The following is a 17,194-nucleotide window of genomic DNA, read 5'->3' as shown; positions in this document are numbered from 1 at the left end:
GGGGACAGGCCCTTTGCCTGTGATCAGGACAGGTGCTACAAGACGTTTACCACACCGGCGATCTCACCAAACACAAGCGCACCCATACAGGGTACAAGCCCTTTGTCTGTAACCAGGACGGATGCAGAAAGTCTTTCACCCAATCCGGTGCACTCATCAACCACAGGCGCACTCACACAGGAGACAGGCCCTACGTGTGTGGCCAGAGCGGGTGCAACAAGGCGTTTACCACATCCGGCAACCTCTCCAGACACAAGCGACGTTTACACAATAGGAAAGTTAAGTGACCCGGTCTGTCCCTTTCACAACGATGCCCTGATAGTGCGCGGTTATTCGTGCCCAGTGTATGGCGGTAAAAGGGGATAGCGGAGGCCAGATTAAGGCTGTTATTTTGAATTTTTATGTAAACGGAGACCGGAAATCTCCTCTAACAAAGGCGTTTCTTCAGTAGGGCAGTGTGTTTCTACTGGCTTATAAGCCTTGGGTTTGCGGGTCGCCTCCTTGAGTGCATTAATGATTATTGTGTACCTGTCGTACAGTGCAGGGTTTTTCCCTCTGTAAAAAGGTCTATTTTGTTTTGCTGTACTCAGTGGGCTTTTGGTGAATAAAACATCATGCCTCCACTTAGTGAATGGATTAGCATCGGCAGCCAGCAAAATCAGAACCACCTTGGCATGACCATTTTGAGCTGCTTGAAACAAAGGCGTAGCCCTGTTACATGTCTTGTTAATATCAATTTCGCTAGTGTTTACCAAAATTTGAACCACACCGGCATGGCCATTCTGAGCGGCCACAAATAGACCTTGGGTAAGAATACCCGACACTCCACTGATGAACTGCTCGTTAACATCAAAGTCGACCTGATCCACAAAATAGTGCACAGCCTCCACGTTACCTACACGGCAGGCCGCCAGAAAATCATGTTCATCATATTCCCTGTTCAGATCTTCACTCAAAGCGGCTTCGCATTCCCCCTTGGCCAATGCGTTTGAGCAAAACCCGAAAACAAAGAAGAAAAAACTGGCGTAGATCCACTGCTGCTTCTTATGAACTCTTAACATAGTTCAACTCACGAACCATGATTACCAAAGGGATAGAAGGTATGGCAATTAACAGGGAAGATATCAAGTTGTTTGGACTCCTGCGTCTGACGGATGAAGGGGATGATGCCAGCAAAAAATGCATCAAGAGCTATATTGTTCCTGCGGTGGACACCCGGTGGGAGCTGTGTTGATTGCCATACCTTCTTTCCTCTGAGTATGTAAGGCGGTTGTTACATGAGAACCTGTTCAGATGTGGTATTTCTCTACAGAATATTTTTCCTTAGCATTCTATTCTGGGGTACGCCTGTATCCGCATCCCCTCGAATGGGAGAACATCCATTCATTGCAGCCTGCAGGGAGGGAGATATTGAACAAGTGCGGAAATATACTTCCCAAGAGCACTTCGATCTGAATGCCAGACTCAACGCTGGCAGGTTCAGATTTAAAACCACTGGGTTACATGCAGCAGCAGAGAATGACCATCCAGAAGTTCTGCGCATTTTAATTGTGGCGGGCTCAAGAATTGAAAATGTGGTAAGAGGTTTCACTGCCCTTTGTCGGGCAGCAGCAAAAAATCACCTTGAGTCTGCGAAAGTACTGATTGAGTTCGGGGCACGAGTAAACACAGAGTATTGTGTTCCTTTGTACCATGCGAGTTTTGGTGGTCATCATGAAATGGTTAGATTGTTGCTTTCTCATGGTGCAGACCCTCAACTTAAGCACCCATTCATTTTTTGGAAGGAATCCCCGATCTTTGCAGCAAAGGAGCAACGCTTCTTCAAGCCCTATAAGCTAAGGGCCTACAACAAAACGATTCATGTTTTAAGGCATGCCGCACCCCTCAAGGACGACACAGAAGTAACGCCATTGCTTCTCGAAAAATCAACGCCTCTCCCTCAAAAATAGGGTTGGCGTATTTTCCCCAGTCAACAGTCTGCCTGCTTAATTGTCACCAGACCCCAGTACAGAGCCTTCGCCTTTGCGTTTGCCATCAATAGAAGGGGCATTGGCCAGAATGCGATCAGCCAGTCGGGAGAATGGCAGGCTCTGAATCCACACAGTGCCATGACCTTTGAGGCCTGCGAGGAAAATCCCCTCACCACCAAACACCATAGACTTCAGGCCACCGGCCCGTTCAATGTCGTAATCGATATCACCGGAAAAGCCGACAAGGCAACCGGTATCAAGGCGCAGGGTTTCGCCTTTCAGTTCCCGTTCCACTACGGTTCCGCCTGCGTGGATAAAAGCCATGCCATCACCTTCCAGCTTTTGCAGAATAAAACCTTCACCACCGAAGAAACCGGCCCCCAGTTTACGGTTAAAAGCGATGCTGACTTTGGTGCCCAATGCTGCACACAGGAAGCTGTCTTTCTGGCAAGTTATTTTCTCGCCGAATCTGGACATATCCAATGCAACGATGGAGCCAGGGTAAGGGGCTGAAAAACCCACCCGCTTTTTTCCACTGCCTTCGTTGGTAAAGTGAGTTGTGAAAACGGATTCTCCTGTTAAAGCACGTTTTCCGGCAGAGAAGAGCTTGCCTATAAAGCCCTGATCCGGTTCTGAGCCATCACCCAAACGAGTTTCAAAGTTGATGCCTTCTTCCATAAACGTCATTGCACCGGCTTCAGCAATCACTGTTTCCTGAGGGTCCAGTTCCACTTCAACCAGTTGCATATCATGGCCGCGAATTTCGTAATCAACTTCATGGCAACGCATTTTTTCGTACTCCCTTCATCCGGTTCTGAAAGCTCTGTTTCGCTTTTAGTGAAAGTGAGGGTTGATCTTTCCCGTCCAAATCCATCCTATCAACCGTTTAATATCCCGGCCAACCAGATATAGCGCAGGTGTAAGAATCAAGGTGATAAACGTGGCAAACAAAATCCCGAAGCCAAGGGATACAGCCATGGGAATCACAAAATGTGCCTGCAGGCTGGACTCCAAAGTAATGGGCACCAGCCCAAGGAAGGTTGTAAGGGATGTCAGGATGATAGCCCGGAAACGCTCTTGCCCTGCCTGCATGGCAGCATCCATTGCCGACATGCCTTGTTTGCGCCCCTGGTTGATAAAGTCCATCAATATAAGACTGTCGTTTACCAATACCCCGGCAAGGGCGATCAGGCCGAAGATGGACATCATGGTTAACTGCAAGCCAAGCAGTAAGTGACCAATCATCGCACCCACCAGCCCGAAAGGAATAATGCTCATAATCACCAGTGGCTGAAGATAGGATTTCAGAGGAATGGCGATCAGTCCGTAGATCAGAATCAAGGCAATCACCCCCAGAGAGGTAAGTTGCGTCATTGAATCTTGTTCAGCTTCACTGGCACCGGCAATGGCAAAGCTTACGGAGGGGTATTTCGCCGCAAGAACAGGTTTGAACTCTTTCTGCACGTCCTCAATCACAGTGGAAGCCTCCAGCTCATCCTTATTCAGGTCGGCGTTGACAGTAAGTGATCGCTTACCATCTGTACGACGGATGTAGCTTGCCCCTTCGCCCCGGGCAACCGAGGCAACCTGATAGAAGGGCACTTCATGACCGTCGGTTGTACGAATGCGCACCCGTTGAAGGTCACTCAGGTCGTTGCGCTCTTCCTTTGGGTAGCGCAGCATCACGCGAACTTCTTCCTGTCCCCGCTGAATACGTTGAACTTCTTCTCCGTAGAAGCCCTGACGAATCTGGTTGCCTAACTGAGCAAGATTCAGCCCAAGAGCCTGGGCGCCGGGAAGAATATCGATAAGCAACTCGTTGACAGGTATTTCCGCAGAGTTATAAATATCAAACAATCCTTCATAAGAAAGGAGGTGTTGCTCCAGCTCTGAAGCGGCCATATTTAACTCTTTCGGGTTATTACCCGTGAGGCGGAAGAATACCGGCTTTGAGCCACCGGCATCGTCTCCTGAGGAGAAGGAGAGCTCTTGTACACCAGGGATGGTGCCAGCCTCTTCACGCCACAGGTTACTCAGCTGCTCAGCATTGACCGCACCTTGCTCACCCTTTATCAGTTCAACAAACAGTTCACCCTCTGTATCGGATTCAGACCATACCATCACACTTTCGTACAACCCCGGAGAATCCGGATGACTTTCACGGTGACGTTTATCCAGCCGGAACAGGCTTTGTTCCACCTGGATAAGAGCGTTGTTCCTGGCCGCCAGAGAGCTGCCAGCTTCCATGTCCAGGTGTACTTCGGTGTAATCACTGGGCACATCCGGGAAGAAACTGAAGCGAATCAGCGGGCTTTGCAGAACACCGATAAAAACGATCATTAACCCCAAAAATGCACTCAGGGTAATGTAACGGTTGTTCAATGCAGCACCGATCAGTGGTCTATAGATTTTCCTGACAAATTGTTCAAGGCCAGAGGCGACTTTATCCTGGATGCGGGTCAGCCAGCCTGAGGTTTCAGGCTGGTGGTTCAGCGTTTTCATATGAGCCAGATGAGCTGGAAGAATTAATTTGGATTCAACCAGAGAGAAAAACAGACAGAAGATCACCACAAGAGAGATGGCATTAAAGAAAGGTTTGACCTGACCTTCCACCATAAGCAGTGGTAAGAAAGCTGCCATTGTCGTCAGTACACCAAAGGTAGCCGGTACAACAACCCTTTTTACCCCGGCCACCACATTGTCGGTGGTGTGGCCATATTTGGAGATACGGGTGTAGACGCTCTCGCCAATGATAATGGCGTCATCCACTACAATTCCGAGCACCATAATAAAGGCAAACAGACTCAGCATATTGATAGAAACAGGCATGAAGCTGTTAGGCATCACCCAGAGGGCGCCCAGGAAAGACACGGGAATACCGACCATCACCCACATGGCTACACGTATTCTTAAAAACAGGCTTAACAGCAGAAAAACCAGCAAAGCTCCGTACAACATGTTTTCCATCATCATGTCCATACGGTCTTGCAGGTAGTACGAAGCATCGGCCCAGGCTTTGGCCTGTATACCTTGAGGTAACGAGTCCTGTCGTTTATCGAGATACTCCCGCACCGCTTTGGAAGTCTGGATATCATTCTGCTCAGTTTCTGAGACAATCTTGATAGAGATAGAAGGCGCGCCGTTAAAGCGGATAAGCTGGTTTTGTTCCGAGAAACCATCACTGATAGTGGCGATATCAGAAAGAAGAAGGTGGCTGCCATCCTGATGAGTGCGGATAACAAAGTTGGCAAAATCAATGCCTTTGTAGGCCTGCCCCCGTGTTGTTACGCTAATATCACCATCTTTGGTTTTCAGTGCCCCAGCAGCCACATCTATAGACGAGCTGCGCAGTGCCGTGGCGACTTCATCAAATGTAAGTCCGTACTTACGCAGGTTGTGTTCCGGCACAAGAATGGAAATCTCCAGCGGACTGTCACCGATTAAATCAGTTTTCAGAACTTCCGGCAGGTCCAGTAACTCTTGCTGGAGTGATTGTGCTGCTCTTTGTAGAGACACAGGATCAGTGTTGCCATACAACGAAATAAATAACACCTGTTGTCGACTGGCTGGTCGCGCAATGGAGGGCTCTTCCGCGTTCTCAGGAAGATTGGTTATGCCTTCCACTTTCACCTTTACATCGTCGTAAAGCTCATCAATATCGTAGCCGGACTCCATCTTGACCGTAACGCTCCCCATCCCATCCCAGGCACGGGAAATCACCTCATCTATGCCGCGCACATTACGCAGCGCTTCTTCCACTTTCAGCAGTACGCTTTGCTCAATATCCGAGGGGGCGGCTCCAGGGTAGGGGATGGAAATCACCACAGAGTTAATGGCAAAGTCAGGGAACATCCGCTTCTTGATGGTGAAGGCCGATGCCAGCCCTGCGCAGATAATCAGTACCATCAACAGGTTGGCCGCAACAGAGTTGCTGGTGAACCACGCAATAATGCCTTTTTGAGGCGTCGTAGACGCTGGCTCAGGGGGGCTGCTGTGTATGTCGTTCACAAGATAGCTCCTGTGCTGTTATCAGTACTGGCTGTTACCGTGACTGCCGTCCCTTCAATCGGATTAGAGAGCGGCGTCAGAGACACTCGCGTTGTGGTACCGGTTTTGGTTGCAGTGCGGAAGTAGATATTGTTTTCATCAGCATGAACTGGGGTGATTTTTTGGAAACGCAGGGTGCTGTTCTCATCAATCAACAGAATCTTTCCATCGCCGTATACCGCTCCACGGGGCAAACTGAGTAAGTCGTCTATAGGAGGAGTCTGAAGAGCGGCTCGAACAAAGCTTCCCATCTTTAGAGGGGAACCAGTCAGTGTGTCCAGATTGTAAGGGTCAGGGATGGTGGCAATCACATAATGCATACGGCTCTGCTCACCGACCACACCTTCAACGCGGTTTAACTCCGCTTGCCATGTCACAGTCTGGGTGCCCTGTTGCTGGGTAAGCTCTACAACAATCTCTGTATCCAGAATATGGCCGGGTCGTGGAAGATTGATCAGAGAAAGGTCTGATGGCTTGATGGGGAGCCGTACCTCAGCGTTGGTCACAGAGAAAACAGAGCCAACACGACTCCCCTTGGAGACGAATTGCCCAAGGTTGATAGCGCGTTCGCGCACCATGCCGTCGTAAGGTGCTCGTATGTAAGTGCGTTCCAGGTCACGTTGTGCTTTCTCCAGCTGGGCAGTGGCGGCTTTCACGTTAGCACGGGCTTCTTTAACCTGAGGGGTACGCAACAACAAAGGTGGAGCCTCGGTCAGTGTTTTTCCCTGGCTCTTATAGGAGTTTAACCAGTTATTTTTTTCTGCCTCAGAACGAGCCTCTTCCTCCTGCAAACGTGCTCTACTGGCTGCGAGGGCAGCCTCCGCCTGCTTCAGAGAAACACGGTAATCGCTGTCGTCTATGGTGGCGAGCAGGTCACCTTTTTTAAGAAGACCACCACTGACAAACGTGGGGGAGATGTGAGTAACCACCCCGCTGGTTTCAGTGACCATTCCTGTTTCTGTGGAAGGACGAACGGTTCCCTGACTCTGGATAGCGAAGGAGAGGGATTCAGGGGTGAGGGTTTTGGCTGTAACAGTCAGTACGGTATCGAAAGGTTCTTCCTCCTCCGCAGACTTCTCCATGTTTGAAAGGCCGGCTGCTAAACCCACACAGGAAAGCAGTACCGCACTGGATAATGTGAGCTGACGAAATCCTTTACGCTTTATCATGAGAATGAGACTTTATTATTTATTATTTATTGATTGTATGGGCAGATTGTATGTTTACAGAGGCATGGGGTAAAGGCTTCTGACACTGGTGCTGCCTCTCAAAGGAGTCGTTGTATGGGCCTTACGTATAGGTAATAATGACAACAGCTAAGGGAGTCAGTGTGATGATAATCGCCCAAAACACCAATGCAAAAACAACGGTTCATGCCGGCATGTAGGCCTGTGATAAAAATGCGGTTGCTGGCAAGAGCGGAGTCCTGACCTCCCTGCCATAGATAGTACTTAATGCCCGTTATTGCAGGCTGCATAGCGTAGCTTTTATATCCGCACTCTTTGGAAAACCAGGGGGTATTATGTCTATTTTCAGGAACCTGGGGTGGTTCTTTAGACGACACTGGATACGTTACTGTTTCTGTGTGTTGTTTCTTATTCTTGTTTCACTGATTGAACTGCTTCCCCCATGGCTGGTGGGCAGGCTGGTGGATGATATTCAGGCAAACAATCTTCTGTCTGTGGATATTTATGCAACAGTGGGTTTTATTGCCCTGTGTGGTGTGGCTATTTATATCCTGCGTAATGGCTGGAGACTGCTGTTATTTGGTGGCTCTATTGAATTAGGACGGATTATGAGAGCCCGCCTGTTTCACCACCTGACGCGGATGTCGCCTGAGTTTTATCAACGGCATCAAACCGGTGACCTGATGGCCCACGCTACCAATGATATTCGCGCACTGGAAATGACGGTGGCAGAAGGGGTATTGACACTGGTGGACTCTATTGTGGCCGGTACAGCCGTGATTGCAGCCATGATCTGGATTTGCGGCTGGGAGATAACGGCTGTGGCATTGGTGCCATTCCCTGTTATGGCCTGGCTGATGTCCCGTTATGCCAATCTTCTGCATAAACGCTTTCGGGCTGCTCAGGAAGCGTTTTCCGAACTCAATAATCGGGTGCAGGAAGCTGTTTCCGGTGTGCGAGCAGTACGGGCGCACCATCTGACTGATGCCCAGAAGCGGAAGTTTGCCAAAGAGTCTGACAAAAACGTGAATGCCAATATGCAGGTAGCTCGAGTGGATGCACTCTTTGATCCGACTATTTCCCTGTGTGTGGGGCTGGCAACCATGAGCAGCCTGGGTTTTGGGGCATGGAGAATTTCTGAAAGGCTGATGACAGTCGGTGAATTAACGACATTCACTATCTATCTCGGTTTGCTGATCTGGCCCATGTTTGCCTTTGGCTGGCTGTTCAATATTGTGGAGCGTGGCAATGCCTCTTTGAAGCGCCTGGATAAACTGTTGGCGATTGAACCTGATGTAAAAGATTCTGCCCCTGAAAACAATACTGTGCTGGATGGCAATATTGCTTTTAGCTCCCGTGGGTTTACTTATCCCACAGCCCGGAACCGTGCTTTGGAAGAGTTTTCCTTTGTCATAGAGAAGGGCAGCTTTGTCGGGCTGTGCGGTCGAACCGGCAGTGGTAAAACATCTTTGTTCCGTTTACTGCTCAGACAGTACGATAGGGAAAGTATCGATGTACGCATCGGTGGAGTTAATCACGATACTGTGAGCCTTGATGCATTGCGTAACCGGTTTGCTCTGGTGTCCCAGGAGCCGTTTCTCTTCTCTGCCAGTATTGCTGAAAACATTGCTTTTGGCCGGCCAGAGGCCAGCCGTGAAGATGTTGAGCATGTGGCAAAGCTAGCCTGTATCCATGATGATATTCTGGGTTTTTCTGAAGGCTATGAAACATTGCTGGGGGAGAAGGGGGTGAACCTGTCCGGTGGTCAGAAGCAGCGGTTAACGATAGCCCGAGCCCTGTTGCTGGATGCTGATTACCTGCTGTTGGATGATGCGTTTTGTTCACTGGATATGCAGACCGAAGCACGGATTCTCGATAACCTGCTGAATCGGGAAAACCCCGGTACGGTGATTCTGATTACCCATAGACTGACCAATCTGTATAAGGCTGATCAGGTGATTGTGATGGACGGTGGCTGTTTATCCGAAATTGGAAGCCACGATAAGCTGATGGCTGAGCGGGGCTGGTATGCCCGTATTTTTGAGAGGCAGGCCATGGAAACCACAGAAGCGATCAAACTCAGTGCTTAATAAAGTAAGTACGAATAAATAGAAGGAAGAGGCAGGCAAAAAATATATGGAGGAATGTCAATGAAGACTTCCGAAAAAAGGCAGCACTTCATCAGGCTGCTACGATACGGGTTGCCCTACCGGGGGCGCATATTGGTCAGCTTTATTATGTTGCTGACGGGTACAACTGCGACTCTCTACGCCCCTGTTCTGGTGAAAGAGTTTATTGATGGGCATGTGGTGCCGGGCAACTGGGAGCAAAGCGCGCTCGTTACACTGGGTGTGACGTTTATTGCCATATACATCATTGCTGGCTTTATGTCCTGGTGGGAGGAGATGATGTTTCAGCGGGTGGCGCTTTCTGTTGTACATGATGTGCGACGGGACGTGTTTCATCACCTGTTTCTGCTGCCCATGGCGTACTTTGACAAGGAGCCGGTGGGTAAACTGGTATCACGGATTACGAATGATACTGAAACCATTCGCGACCTGTTTGTACAGGCGTTGCCCAGTACTGTGCGCGGTATAGTGACGCTGGTGGGTGTGCTGATTGCCATGAGTTTGCTGGATTTACGACTGGCGCTGTTTTGTATGGCGATTTTGCCGGTGATATTCGGTGGTGTTTTTCTGTACCAGAGATACAGTCACCCGATTTTTCACCGTTCCCGCTCAGTGTTGAGTGATATCAACACCCGTATCAATGAGTCTATTCAGGGCATGGCCGCGATTCAGGCTTTAGGGCAACAGAAGCGGGTGAACCAGCAGTTTGGCGAGGTGAGCCAGGAGTACCGAGAGGTTCAAAGTAAACTGGTACTGGTGAATGGTTTGCTGTTGCGCCCTATGGTGCACCTGACGTCAGCCCTGGCGCTGGCTTTGGTTGTGGGTGGCTTTACCGGGCAGGCGCTCACTGGCCCAGTGGAAATCGGGTTGTTGTATGCGTTTATCAATTATCTGGACCGGATGTTTGAGCCTCTCACTCATATCACCATGCAAATGCAGGTGTGGCAGCAGTCAGTGGTATCGGCGGAGCGGGTGTTCCAGTTGATGGATGAGCCTGTGGATAATCAGTACGACCATAACGCAACGGGCAGTACTTCTACTGAAGAGGTGCTCGGCGGAAAAATTGAGTTTCGTGAAGTGGGATTGTCATACGATGGCAAGCAGCAGGCGCTGGACGACATCTCTTTCACCGTAGAGTCTGGACAGTTTGTGGCACTGGTTGGTCATACCGGCAGTGGCAAAAGTTCCATAGTGAATCTGTTGATGCGCTTTTATCCCTATCAAAAGGGTGCCGTGCTGGTAGACGACAAGCCTCTGGAATCGTTTGCAGAAGAGCCTTACCGCAGGCAGGTGGGGTTGATATTTCAGGAGCCATTCGTGTTCCAGGGCACCATTGCGGAGAACATTCATCTAGGACACTGTGACATCAGCGAAGAGGCTGTGCGCGAAGCGGCAGGCCACGTGCAGGCCAGTGGGTTTATCGAGAAGCTGCCTGATGGCTTTCAGGAGGTGCTGGGTGAACGTGGTCAGTCCCTCTCCAGTGGTGAAAAGCAATTGTTGTCGTTTGCCCGGACGCTGGCTCAGAATCCGCGCATTTTGATAATGGATGAAGCCACGGCGAATATAGACAGCGAAACCGAACAGGCTATTAAATCGGCTCTGTTTACCCTGCGCCAGGGGCGTACGACGCTGGCTATTGCTCACCGCCTGACCACGATTGAAGATGCCGATTTGATTCTGGTGCTTGAAAAAGGTCGCATTGTTCAACGGGGACATCATCGGGAGTTACTTAAGCGGAATGGGTTGTACAGAGATATGTATCAGGCCCAGAGCAAAGTAGTGAAAATGGACAGCGAGGAGCAATTGATTGTGGGGGCTTAGATACCCCATAAAAGCCTTCCACAAGCAGGGCTGATGACCCTGCCCGAAAACTTGATACACATCAAAAGTTACAAAACTCTTATTGAGTATGATTCGCACTAACAGTTTGTTTACAAAATCCAGCTAAAATGTGGACGTTAACAGAATTTTTCTGGTTTTTCCAGATGATAACGCTTCTCATTATCTCTATATTTAGGCTCGCGTTCATGCAGCCAGACGCCAAACACTCTTTAACGTCTAGTGAATCTGCGGAACTGAGCAGGCGGCAAGCTCGTGTTTATAACCAAGCGGTAAACCATATTGCCGTCGTACTAAGGAGTTTTTGATGTCATCAACACTAGGCGATCTCAGTGTCGGCGAAGGCGGCCGGGTATCCGGTTATGCCGGCGGAGGTAACTATCGCCGACAGCTTTTAGCTATGGGGCTGACCCCGGGGACAGGCCTTAAAGTCATTCGCAGAGCCCCCATGGGAGATCCAATTGAGCTTGAGGTTCGTGGTTTCAGTTTGAGCTTGCGTCGAAATGAAGCCCAGTGCGTATTGATTGAGAAGGAGGGGTGCAATGGTTCAGGCAACTGTAGCTGTTCTCGGTAACCCGAATTGCGGTAAAACAACGCTGTTCAACAGCCTGACAGGGGCGAAGCAGCAGGTAGGCAACTGGCCCGGTGTAACAGTTGAAAAGAAAACCGGCTCATACGCCTACCAGGGCCGTAACATTGAGCTGGTTGATTTGCCCGGAACCTACTCTCTGGATGTTGGTATAGGCAACACATCTATCGATGAGAAAGTCGCCCGCGACTACGCTTTGGCCAATGAGGCCGACCTATACATCAATATTGTGGATGCCAGCAATATTGAGCGTAACCTCTACCTGACTACTCAGCTTCTTGAGATGGATCGCCCTATGATGGTGGTTCTGAACATGATGGATGTAGCCGAAGAGAAGGGTGTCAAAATTGATGCTGAAGAGCTGGCTAAACGTTTGGGCTGCGATGTAGTGCCTGTTGTGGCCAGCCGTAGTGAAGGGACAGAGCCTCTCAAGCAAGCGATTGAAATTTATCTTCAGGGCAAGAAAGATGAACGTGTCAGCGTTCGTTACACTCCAGCCATCGAGAAGGCACTCTCTGAACTGAACAGCACCGTTTCTGCTACGGCGAAACAGCTGCAGGTGAATGAAAAGTGGCTGGCCGGACGCCTTCTGGAAGGTGATCAGACCCTTGAAAGCCAGATGTCCGTTTCGGCTATGGCAGAGGTTGTTGCAGCCCGTAATGAGCTTCAGGCTGCGGAAGATGAAGAGGTTGATATCCTCTTCGCCGATGCCCGCTATAAGTTTATTGATACTCTGACTTGTGATTCCGTATCCCGCAGCCAGAGCATCAGCAAATCCATGACTGCGAAAATCGACTCTGTGGTTCTGAGTCGTGCTTTTGGCCTGCCGATTTTCTTCGGCATTATGTACCTGATGTTTTTATTTGCGATTAACGCAGGTAACGCTTTTATCGATTTCTTCGATATTCTCTTTGGTACCATCTTTGTTGACGGGACTCGCTATGTGCTTGAAGGCATGGGGGCTCCGGAATTTCTGATAACACTGCTGTCCAACGGTATTGGTGGTGGTATTCAGACAGTATCCACCTTTATTCCGGTTATTGCGGGCCTGTATCTCTTCCTCTCTATTCTGGAAGACTCAGGCTACATGGCACGGGCTGCCTTTGTTATGGACCGTGCCATGCGTGTACTGGGGTTGCCCGGAAAGGCTTTTGTTCCTGTGCTGGTGGGCTTTGGTTGTAACGTGCCGTCCATTATGGCCACCCGAACTCTGGAGCAGGAGCGGGACCGTAAGTTAGCTATCCTGATGAGCCCGTTCATGTCCTGTGGTGCCCGCCTGCCAGTGTACGCACTGTTTGCGGTGGTGTTCTTCCCCGAGACAGGACAGAACGTTGTATTCGCCCTTTACCTGACGGGTATTGCGGTAGCGGTACTCACTGGCCTGATTATGAAGAACACTCTTCTGCCCGGCGAGGCCACCCCCTTTGTTATGGAGCTGCCACGCTACCACCTGCCAACCCTGAAAGGTATGCTGCTGAGGACCTGGGATCGTCTGAAGTCCTTTATCATTCGTGCTGGTAAAACCATCGTAATTGTTGTGGCCGTTCTGGGTGTGCTGAACTCTCTTGGCACCGATGGATCATGGGGCAATGAGAATACAGATAAATCTGTCCTCAGTCGTGTGGGTCAATCCATTACACCGGTGTTTGCACCTATGGGTATGAAACAAGATAACTGGCCTGCGGCGGTTGGCCTGTTTACGGGCTTGTTTGCCAAGGAGTCGGTGATCGGCACCCTGGACTCTCTGTACAGCAGTACTGGCGAAGAGACTGGTGAATTCAACTTTATGGCGGGTGTACACGATGCACTGGCCAGCATTCCAGATAATCTGGCTGCGATGAAAGATACTCTGACCGACCCGTTGAAAATGAATGTGGGTACCACTGATGATGAGTCTGTAGCAGCAGATGAACAAGGCGTGAACGAGATGACTTACGGCTCTATGCTCACAGCATTCGGTAACGCCCACTCTGCCTTTGCGTATTTGCTGATGGTTCTCCTCTACGCTCCTTGTGTGGCAGCCATGGGAGCAGTGAACCGGGAAGCTGGTCGAGGTTATATGTGGCTGGTGGGTGCCTGGGCAACTTATGCTGGCTATACCGTGGCATCTCTTTATTATCAGGTGGCTACTTTCAGCAAACACCCTGGCTCTTCTGCCAGCTGGATTGCCGCTTTCATCGTACTGTTTCTGGCTGTGCTTGCGGTGCTGCGCAGGTTTGGCTGGCGTGGTACCCATGCGAATATGACAGGTGTAATCGGTGCTAAGTGATATCCGTCGATTCCTGGCATCGAAGGACGGAATGGTCAGTCTCTATGAGCTGGCCAATCACTTCGATACTGAGGAAAATGTTATGTCTGGGATGTTAACTCACTGGATGAGAAAAGGGCGTGTTATTCGGGTGGAGTCCTCCTGTAATCAAGGTTGCGGCGGGTGTGACCGTGCGAGTGACAGTGTCTGGTATCAGTGGGTTCAGTCGGCTGAGGCTGTACCAGCACTGATATCTCTGGGAACACCTTGTTCCTGATAGCGCCCTGAGAAATGATGTGGACTGCTGGAACTACTGCCCCCCAGAGAGCAATGGTTGAAGCAGCGGAAGTAAATAAAGCTGTCGTAATCTTTCGAGGTTCGACAGCTTTTTCTTCTTCTTACGTTTATTGACGCGCCCCTTCAGGTTTTCCTCATCTGAAAGTGAAGGTATTTTACTGACAATCACCTCATCGGGGATCAGAGTATCCGCAGGTGGCTTTCTGATCTTACGGTTTTCATGCAGGCGAAGATCTGCCGGAACAAAGGATGCAGGAGGATTCGAGCCAGATGACAGACTGTAGCTGGGCTGGCTGAGGTGGAGTAACCCAACCAGAATAATGACAGAAAAAAATGGCTTGCTGGTTACTGCTGATTTCAAAGAAGTTGTACCTACCCTGTATCTATAAAAGAGTCAGTCTAGGAGAAATGTCGCAGGAGGCCAGATCGGCCCTGTATTGATGTGTAACATTGGTTATCTTTTCATTGGTTTTGATTTGGATCATCTCACTCCGTGCCCTGTTAAATAGTTTGAGCTTATTGGCTCCCCCACATACAATGCTTTCAGTTTCAGGGCTCTTGACCTGCTTTGGCGGATTAAGAGCCGCAGTCTTTAACTTGGATTCTCAGGGCAGGGTGAAAGTCCCTACCGGCGGTAAGTCATAAGCCCGCGACCCCTCGGCACTGTATGTTGAGGGCTGATCTGGTGAGATTCCAGAGCCGACGGTTACAGTCCGGATGGAAGAGAAAACGGTTGCCTGTCAGATGCTCTTTTGTGGAACATCTTTGTGTGCCTGTAGTCTGTCCTGACACGATGTTAAGGAGTTTAATCGTGTCACACTCTCAAAGTTCTTATCATTCGCCATTGAAAGGTGCTTTCTGGATGCTGGTCAGCGGGCTGGCCTTTGCCATTGTCAACAGCGCAACGCAATGGGTCAGTTTCCGGCAGGGTTTTGCTTCGGCTGACGTAGCCCTTTATCAGTATGGTATTGCTATGTTTGTGCTACTGCCGTGGATGTTCCGTCAAGGCTTTCGGAGAAGTCTGCAAACCAACCACCTGATATTCCATATTGTTCGGGTTGCTACGGCAGTGATTGGTGTGCAGTTCTGGCTGTGGGCTATGGCCTGGCCAGTGCCTATCTGGCAGGCGATTGCCCTGTTAATGACCTCGCCGCTGTTTGTGGTGATTGGTTCTGCGTTATTTCTTCAGGAGAGGGTCACCCCCTCCCGCTGGTTAGCCACGGCTGCAGGCTTTTTTGGGGCAATGGTTATTCTGGAACCCTGGGCTGACTCCTGGCACTACTCAGCACTGCTTCCTTTGGTCGCAGCGGTGTTCTGGGCAGCATATTCCTTGATGACAAAAGCCCAGGTAAAAACAGAAAGCCCTACGACACTGGTCTTTTATTTATTTGCTTTGACCGTGCCATTTAACCTGTTTATCTCCTTGCCCGTTTTGGCCCTGCCCCAGAGCAATATGTGGCCACTGCTTCTTCTGGCTGGTGTTTTAACCGGCTGCGCACAGCTGGCACTGACTAAGGCTTACCAATGTGCCGAAGCTGCTTATGTTCAACCTTTTGATCTGGCTAAGTTGCCGCTGAATGTTCTGGTTGGCTTCCTGGTGATGGGCACTGTACCTCCCGGGGAGCTATGGCTCGGCGCAGCGCTGATTATTGGGGCCACACTGTTTATCACCCATAGAGAGAATTACCAGACTCAGGAAGAGAGTTCACAGGGTAAGACTGCTGAAGCCTGATGCCTGCGTGCTTACTTTGGGAGAGTTAAAAATGCGGGTACGATTTCTGTTGCTAAACCGTGCAGACAATAGTCGAAGGTGCTTGCCTGCACGCTTGGGTCAAGATTCAGTTCGACTGTTGTGGCTCCAGTATTTTTAGCTTCCTGTGCAAAGCCTGCTGCCGGATAAACATTGCCTGATGTTCCAATGCTAACGAACAGGTCGCACTGGGTGAGTGCATTGTAGATTCGCTCCATTTCCATAGGTATTTCCCCAAACCAGACAATATCCGGCCTTACAGTGCCTTGGCTCTGGCAGACACCGCAAATGCTTGCCAGGGATAAATCACCAGTGATTGTATGCACACTGTCACAGGCTGTGCAGCGGGCTTTGAGCAGTTCGCCGTGCATATGAAGCAGGTTATTTGAACCAGCCCGTTCATGCAGGTCATCAACGTTTTGGGTAATAAGCAGAAATCGGCCATCAAAACGACGCTCAAAGTCAGCCAGAGCGACATGCGCTGCATTGGGTTCAACCGTGGATAACTGCCGTCTGCGGGCATTATAGAAGTACTGTACCAACTCCGGATTTCGGGCAAAGCCTTCAGGCGTGGCCACATCTTCTACCGGGTGGTTTTCCCACAGTCCATCGGATGCGCGAAAGGTGTTTACACCTGACTCTGCGGAAATACCAGCACCGGTCAGGATAACTATGGAGCGGGCGTTTGATATATCGTAATCCATGGGTGCTCTACTCAAAGCTAAGAGTTTGCCCTGGCAGTAAGTACCCGGACCATTATCCTGCTTGTCTGAAGGTGAGGCAGAGAAGCGAAAGGTGACAAGAGAATTGAGACTCTAGTGCTGCTAGTGATTTACTTACTCCCAGGTTTCGTTGTTACTCGATTCCTCCTGCAAGTATTCATCAAACAGAGGAGGAGGGGTTAAATCACCTTCAACAGTATCGGTATAAAACTCTTTATCATCGAGGTCGCTCTCTTCTGTGAAGGACATGCTGTCCTGATAGTCTGAATCGTAGGCATAATTTGGAGAGCATATGGCACAGGCGCAAAGTAGTGCAGCAAATGCTAATACGTTAAGGTTCAGAGAGTACTTCATCTTGAGCTGACATTTGATTAAGAAATCCCCCTTAGCCCGTATGCTCTAAGGGGGATCTGATT

Annotated in this window: 16 protein-coding genes and 1 riboswitch; of the genes, 8 read left to right on the top strand and 8 right to left on the bottom strand. The window is 49.9% G+C overall.

Annotated features, from left to right (window positions below; genetic code table 11):
- Positions 1–35 precede the first annotated feature (35 nt).
- Together E1189_RS25510 and E1189_RS13355 are read right to left on the bottom strand one after the other, a co-directional pair.
- Positions 36–254, bottom strand: coding sequence for a hypothetical protein (locus E1189_RS25510; protein WP_230460385.1), 219 nt, complete (start codon positions 252–254; stop codon positions 36–38).
- 132 nt (positions 255–386) lie between these two features.
- Entirely contained in the window at positions 387–1,061 is a 675-nt protein-coding gene (locus E1189_RS13355; protein ID WP_155160827.1) for an ankyrin repeat domain-containing protein, read from the bottom strand.
- A 41-nt stretch (positions 1,062–1,102) separates the two neighbouring features.
- On the opposite strand from E1189_RS13355, the gene E1189_RS25805 reads away from it, so the two are divergent.
- Entirely contained in the window at positions 1,103–1,234 is a 132-nt protein-coding gene (locus E1189_RS25805) for a hypothetical protein (RefSeq protein WP_268921643.1), read from the top strand.
- Positions 1,235–1,367: 133 nt separating this feature from the next.
- Positions 1,368–1,949, top strand: a complete 582-nt coding sequence (locus E1189_RS13350) for an ankyrin repeat domain-containing protein (protein ID WP_196221416.1) — start codon at positions 1,368–1,370, stop codon at positions 1,947–1,949.
- 36 nt (positions 1,950–1,985) lie between these two features.
- Here the strand turns inward: E1189_RS13350 and E1189_RS13345 are convergent, their stop codons facing one another.
- From E1189_RS13345 to E1189_RS13335, 3 genes are read right to left on the bottom strand one after another with little or no spacing between them, the layout of a single operon-like run.
- Entirely contained in the window at positions 1,986–2,759 is a 774-nt protein-coding gene (locus tag E1189_RS13345) for a TIGR00266 family protein (protein ID WP_155160825.1), read from the bottom strand.
- A 45-nt stretch (positions 2,760–2,804) separates the two neighbouring features.
- Positions 2,805–5,978 (bottom strand): efflux RND transporter permease subunit, encoded by a 3,174-nt coding sequence (locus tag E1189_RS13340; protein ID WP_155160824.1) that lies wholly within the window; start codon positions 5,976–5,978, stop codon positions 2,805–2,807.
- The gene (locus E1189_RS13335; protein WP_155160823.1) at positions 5,975–7,186 is read right to left on the bottom strand and encodes an efflux RND transporter periplasmic adaptor subunit; all 1,212 of its coding nucleotides are present in this window, start codon (positions 7,184–7,186) and stop codon (positions 5,975–5,977) included. The genes E1189_RS13340 and E1189_RS13335 overlap by 4 nt, the downstream gene beginning before the upstream one ends.
- 353 nt (positions 7,187–7,539) lie before the next feature.
- On the opposite strand from E1189_RS13335, the gene E1189_RS13330 reads away from it, so the two are divergent.
- The 5 genes from E1189_RS13330 (at position 7,540) to E1189_RS26260 (ending at position 14,286) form a co-directional block, all read left to right on the top strand.
- The gene (locus tag E1189_RS13330; protein ID WP_155160822.1) at positions 7,540–9,294 is read left to right on the top strand and encodes an ABC transporter transmembrane domain-containing protein; all 1,755 of its coding nucleotides are present in this window, start codon (positions 7,540–7,542) and stop codon (positions 9,292–9,294) included.
- A 60-nt stretch (positions 9,295–9,354) separates the two neighbouring features.
- Positions 9,355–11,154, top strand: coding sequence for an ABC transporter ATP-binding protein (locus tag E1189_RS13325; RefSeq protein ID WP_196221415.1), 1,800 nt, complete (start codon positions 9,355–9,357; stop codon positions 11,152–11,154).
- A 325-nt stretch (positions 11,155–11,479) separates the two neighbouring features.
- Entirely contained in the window at positions 11,480–11,746 is a 267-nt protein-coding gene (locus tag E1189_RS13320) for a FeoA family protein (protein ID WP_155160820.1), read from the top strand.
- The gene (feoB, locus tag E1189_RS13315; RefSeq protein WP_155160819.1) at positions 11,715–14,030 is read left to right on the top strand and encodes a Fe(2+) transporter permease subunit FeoB; all 2,316 of its coding nucleotides are present in this window, start codon (positions 11,715–11,717) and stop codon (positions 14,028–14,030) included. The genes E1189_RS13320 and feoB overlap by 32 nt, the downstream gene beginning before the upstream one ends.
- 31 nt (positions 14,031–14,061) lie before the next feature.
- Positions 14,062–14,286 (top strand): FeoC-like transcriptional regulator, encoded by a 225-nt coding sequence (locus tag E1189_RS26260; RefSeq protein WP_155160829.1) that lies wholly within the window; start codon positions 14,062–14,064, stop codon positions 14,284–14,286.
- Between the two features lie 33 nt (positions 14,287–14,319).
- On the opposite strand, the gene E1189_RS13305 is transcribed toward E1189_RS26260, so the two are convergent.
- A complete protein-coding gene (locus E1189_RS13305; protein WP_155160818.1) occupies positions 14,320–14,667 on the bottom strand; it encodes a hypothetical protein in 348 nt (115 codons plus the stop codon).
- A gap of 236 nt (positions 14,668–14,903) precedes the next feature.
- Positions 14,904–15,039: riboswitch (FMN riboswitch) on the top strand.
- Between the two features lie 78 nt (positions 15,040–15,117).
- On the opposite strand from E1189_RS13305, the gene E1189_RS13300 reads away from it, so the two are divergent.
- The gene (locus tag E1189_RS13300) at positions 15,118–16,038 is read left to right on the top strand and encodes a DMT family transporter (RefSeq protein WP_329602028.1); all 921 of its coding nucleotides are present in this window, start codon (positions 15,118–15,120) and stop codon (positions 16,036–16,038) included.
- Positions 16,039–16,049: 11 nt separating this feature from the next.
- Here the strand turns inward: E1189_RS13300 and cobB are convergent, their stop codons facing one another.
- Both cobB and E1189_RS25800 read right to left on the bottom strand, forming a co-directional pair.
- Positions 16,050–16,760: a Sir2 family NAD+-dependent deacetylase gene (gene cobB, locus E1189_RS13295; RefSeq protein WP_155160816.1), complete on the bottom strand. Its 711-nt coding sequence runs from the start codon at positions 16,758–16,760 to the stop codon at positions 16,050–16,052.
- Between the two features lie 132 nt (positions 16,761–16,892).
- Positions 16,893–17,027, bottom strand: coding sequence for a hypothetical protein (locus E1189_RS25800; RefSeq protein WP_268921641.1), 135 nt, complete (start codon positions 17,025–17,027; stop codon positions 16,893–16,895).
- Positions 17,028–17,194 lie beyond the last annotated feature (167 nt).

It is taken from the genome of Parendozoicomonas verongulae (assembly GCF_009711465.1).
GTDB lineage: Bacteria > Pseudomonadota > Gammaproteobacteria > Pseudomonadales > Endozoicomonadaceae > Sansalvadorimonas > Sansalvadorimonas verongulae.
This window is presented reverse-complemented; position numbering and strand designations above follow the sequence as displayed.

Coding starts and splice junctions, on each gene's coding strand:
- E1189_RS13335 (WP_155160823.1), bottom strand. CDS start 7,186: ATGATAAAGCGTAAAGGATTTCGTCAGCTCACATTATCCAGTGCGGTA.
- E1189_RS25805 (WP_268921643.1), top strand. CDS start 1,103: ATGGCAATTAACAGGGAAGATATCAAGTTGTTTGGACTCCTGCGTCTG.
- E1189_RS13345 (WP_155160825.1), bottom strand. CDS start 2,759: ATGCGTTGCCATGAAGTTGATTACGAAATTCGCGGCCATGATATGCAA.
- E1189_RS13330 (WP_155160822.1), top strand. CDS start 7,540: ATGTCTATTTTCAGGAACCTGGGGTGGTTCTTTAGACGACACTGGATA.
- E1189_RS13325 (WP_196221415.1), top strand. CDS start 9,355: ATGAAGACTTCCGAAAAAAGGCAGCACTTCATCAGGCTGCTACGATAC.
- E1189_RS13320 (WP_155160820.1), top strand. CDS start 11,480: ATGTCATCAACACTAGGCGATCTCAGTGTCGGCGAAGGCGGCCGGGTA.
- E1189_RS13355 (WP_155160827.1), bottom strand. CDS start 1,061: ATGTTAAGAGTTCATAAGAAGCAGCAGTGGATCTACGCCAGTTTTTTC.
- cobB (WP_155160816.1), bottom strand. CDS start 16,760: ATGGATTACGATATATCAAACGCCCGCTCCATAGTTATCCTGACCGGT.
- E1189_RS25800 (WP_268921641.1), bottom strand. CDS start 17,027: ATGTCCTTCACAGAAGAGAGCGACCTCGATGATAAAGAGTTTTATACC.
- feoB (WP_155160819.1), top strand. CDS start 11,715: ATGGTTCAGGCAACTGTAGCTGTTCTCGGTAACCCGAATTGCGGTAAA.
- E1189_RS13350 (WP_196221416.1), top strand. CDS start 1,368: ATGGGAGAACATCCATTCATTGCAGCCTGCAGGGAGGGAGATATTGAA.
- E1189_RS26260 (WP_155160829.1), top strand. CDS start 14,062: ATGGTCAGTCTCTATGAGCTGGCCAATCACTTCGATACTGAGGAAAAT.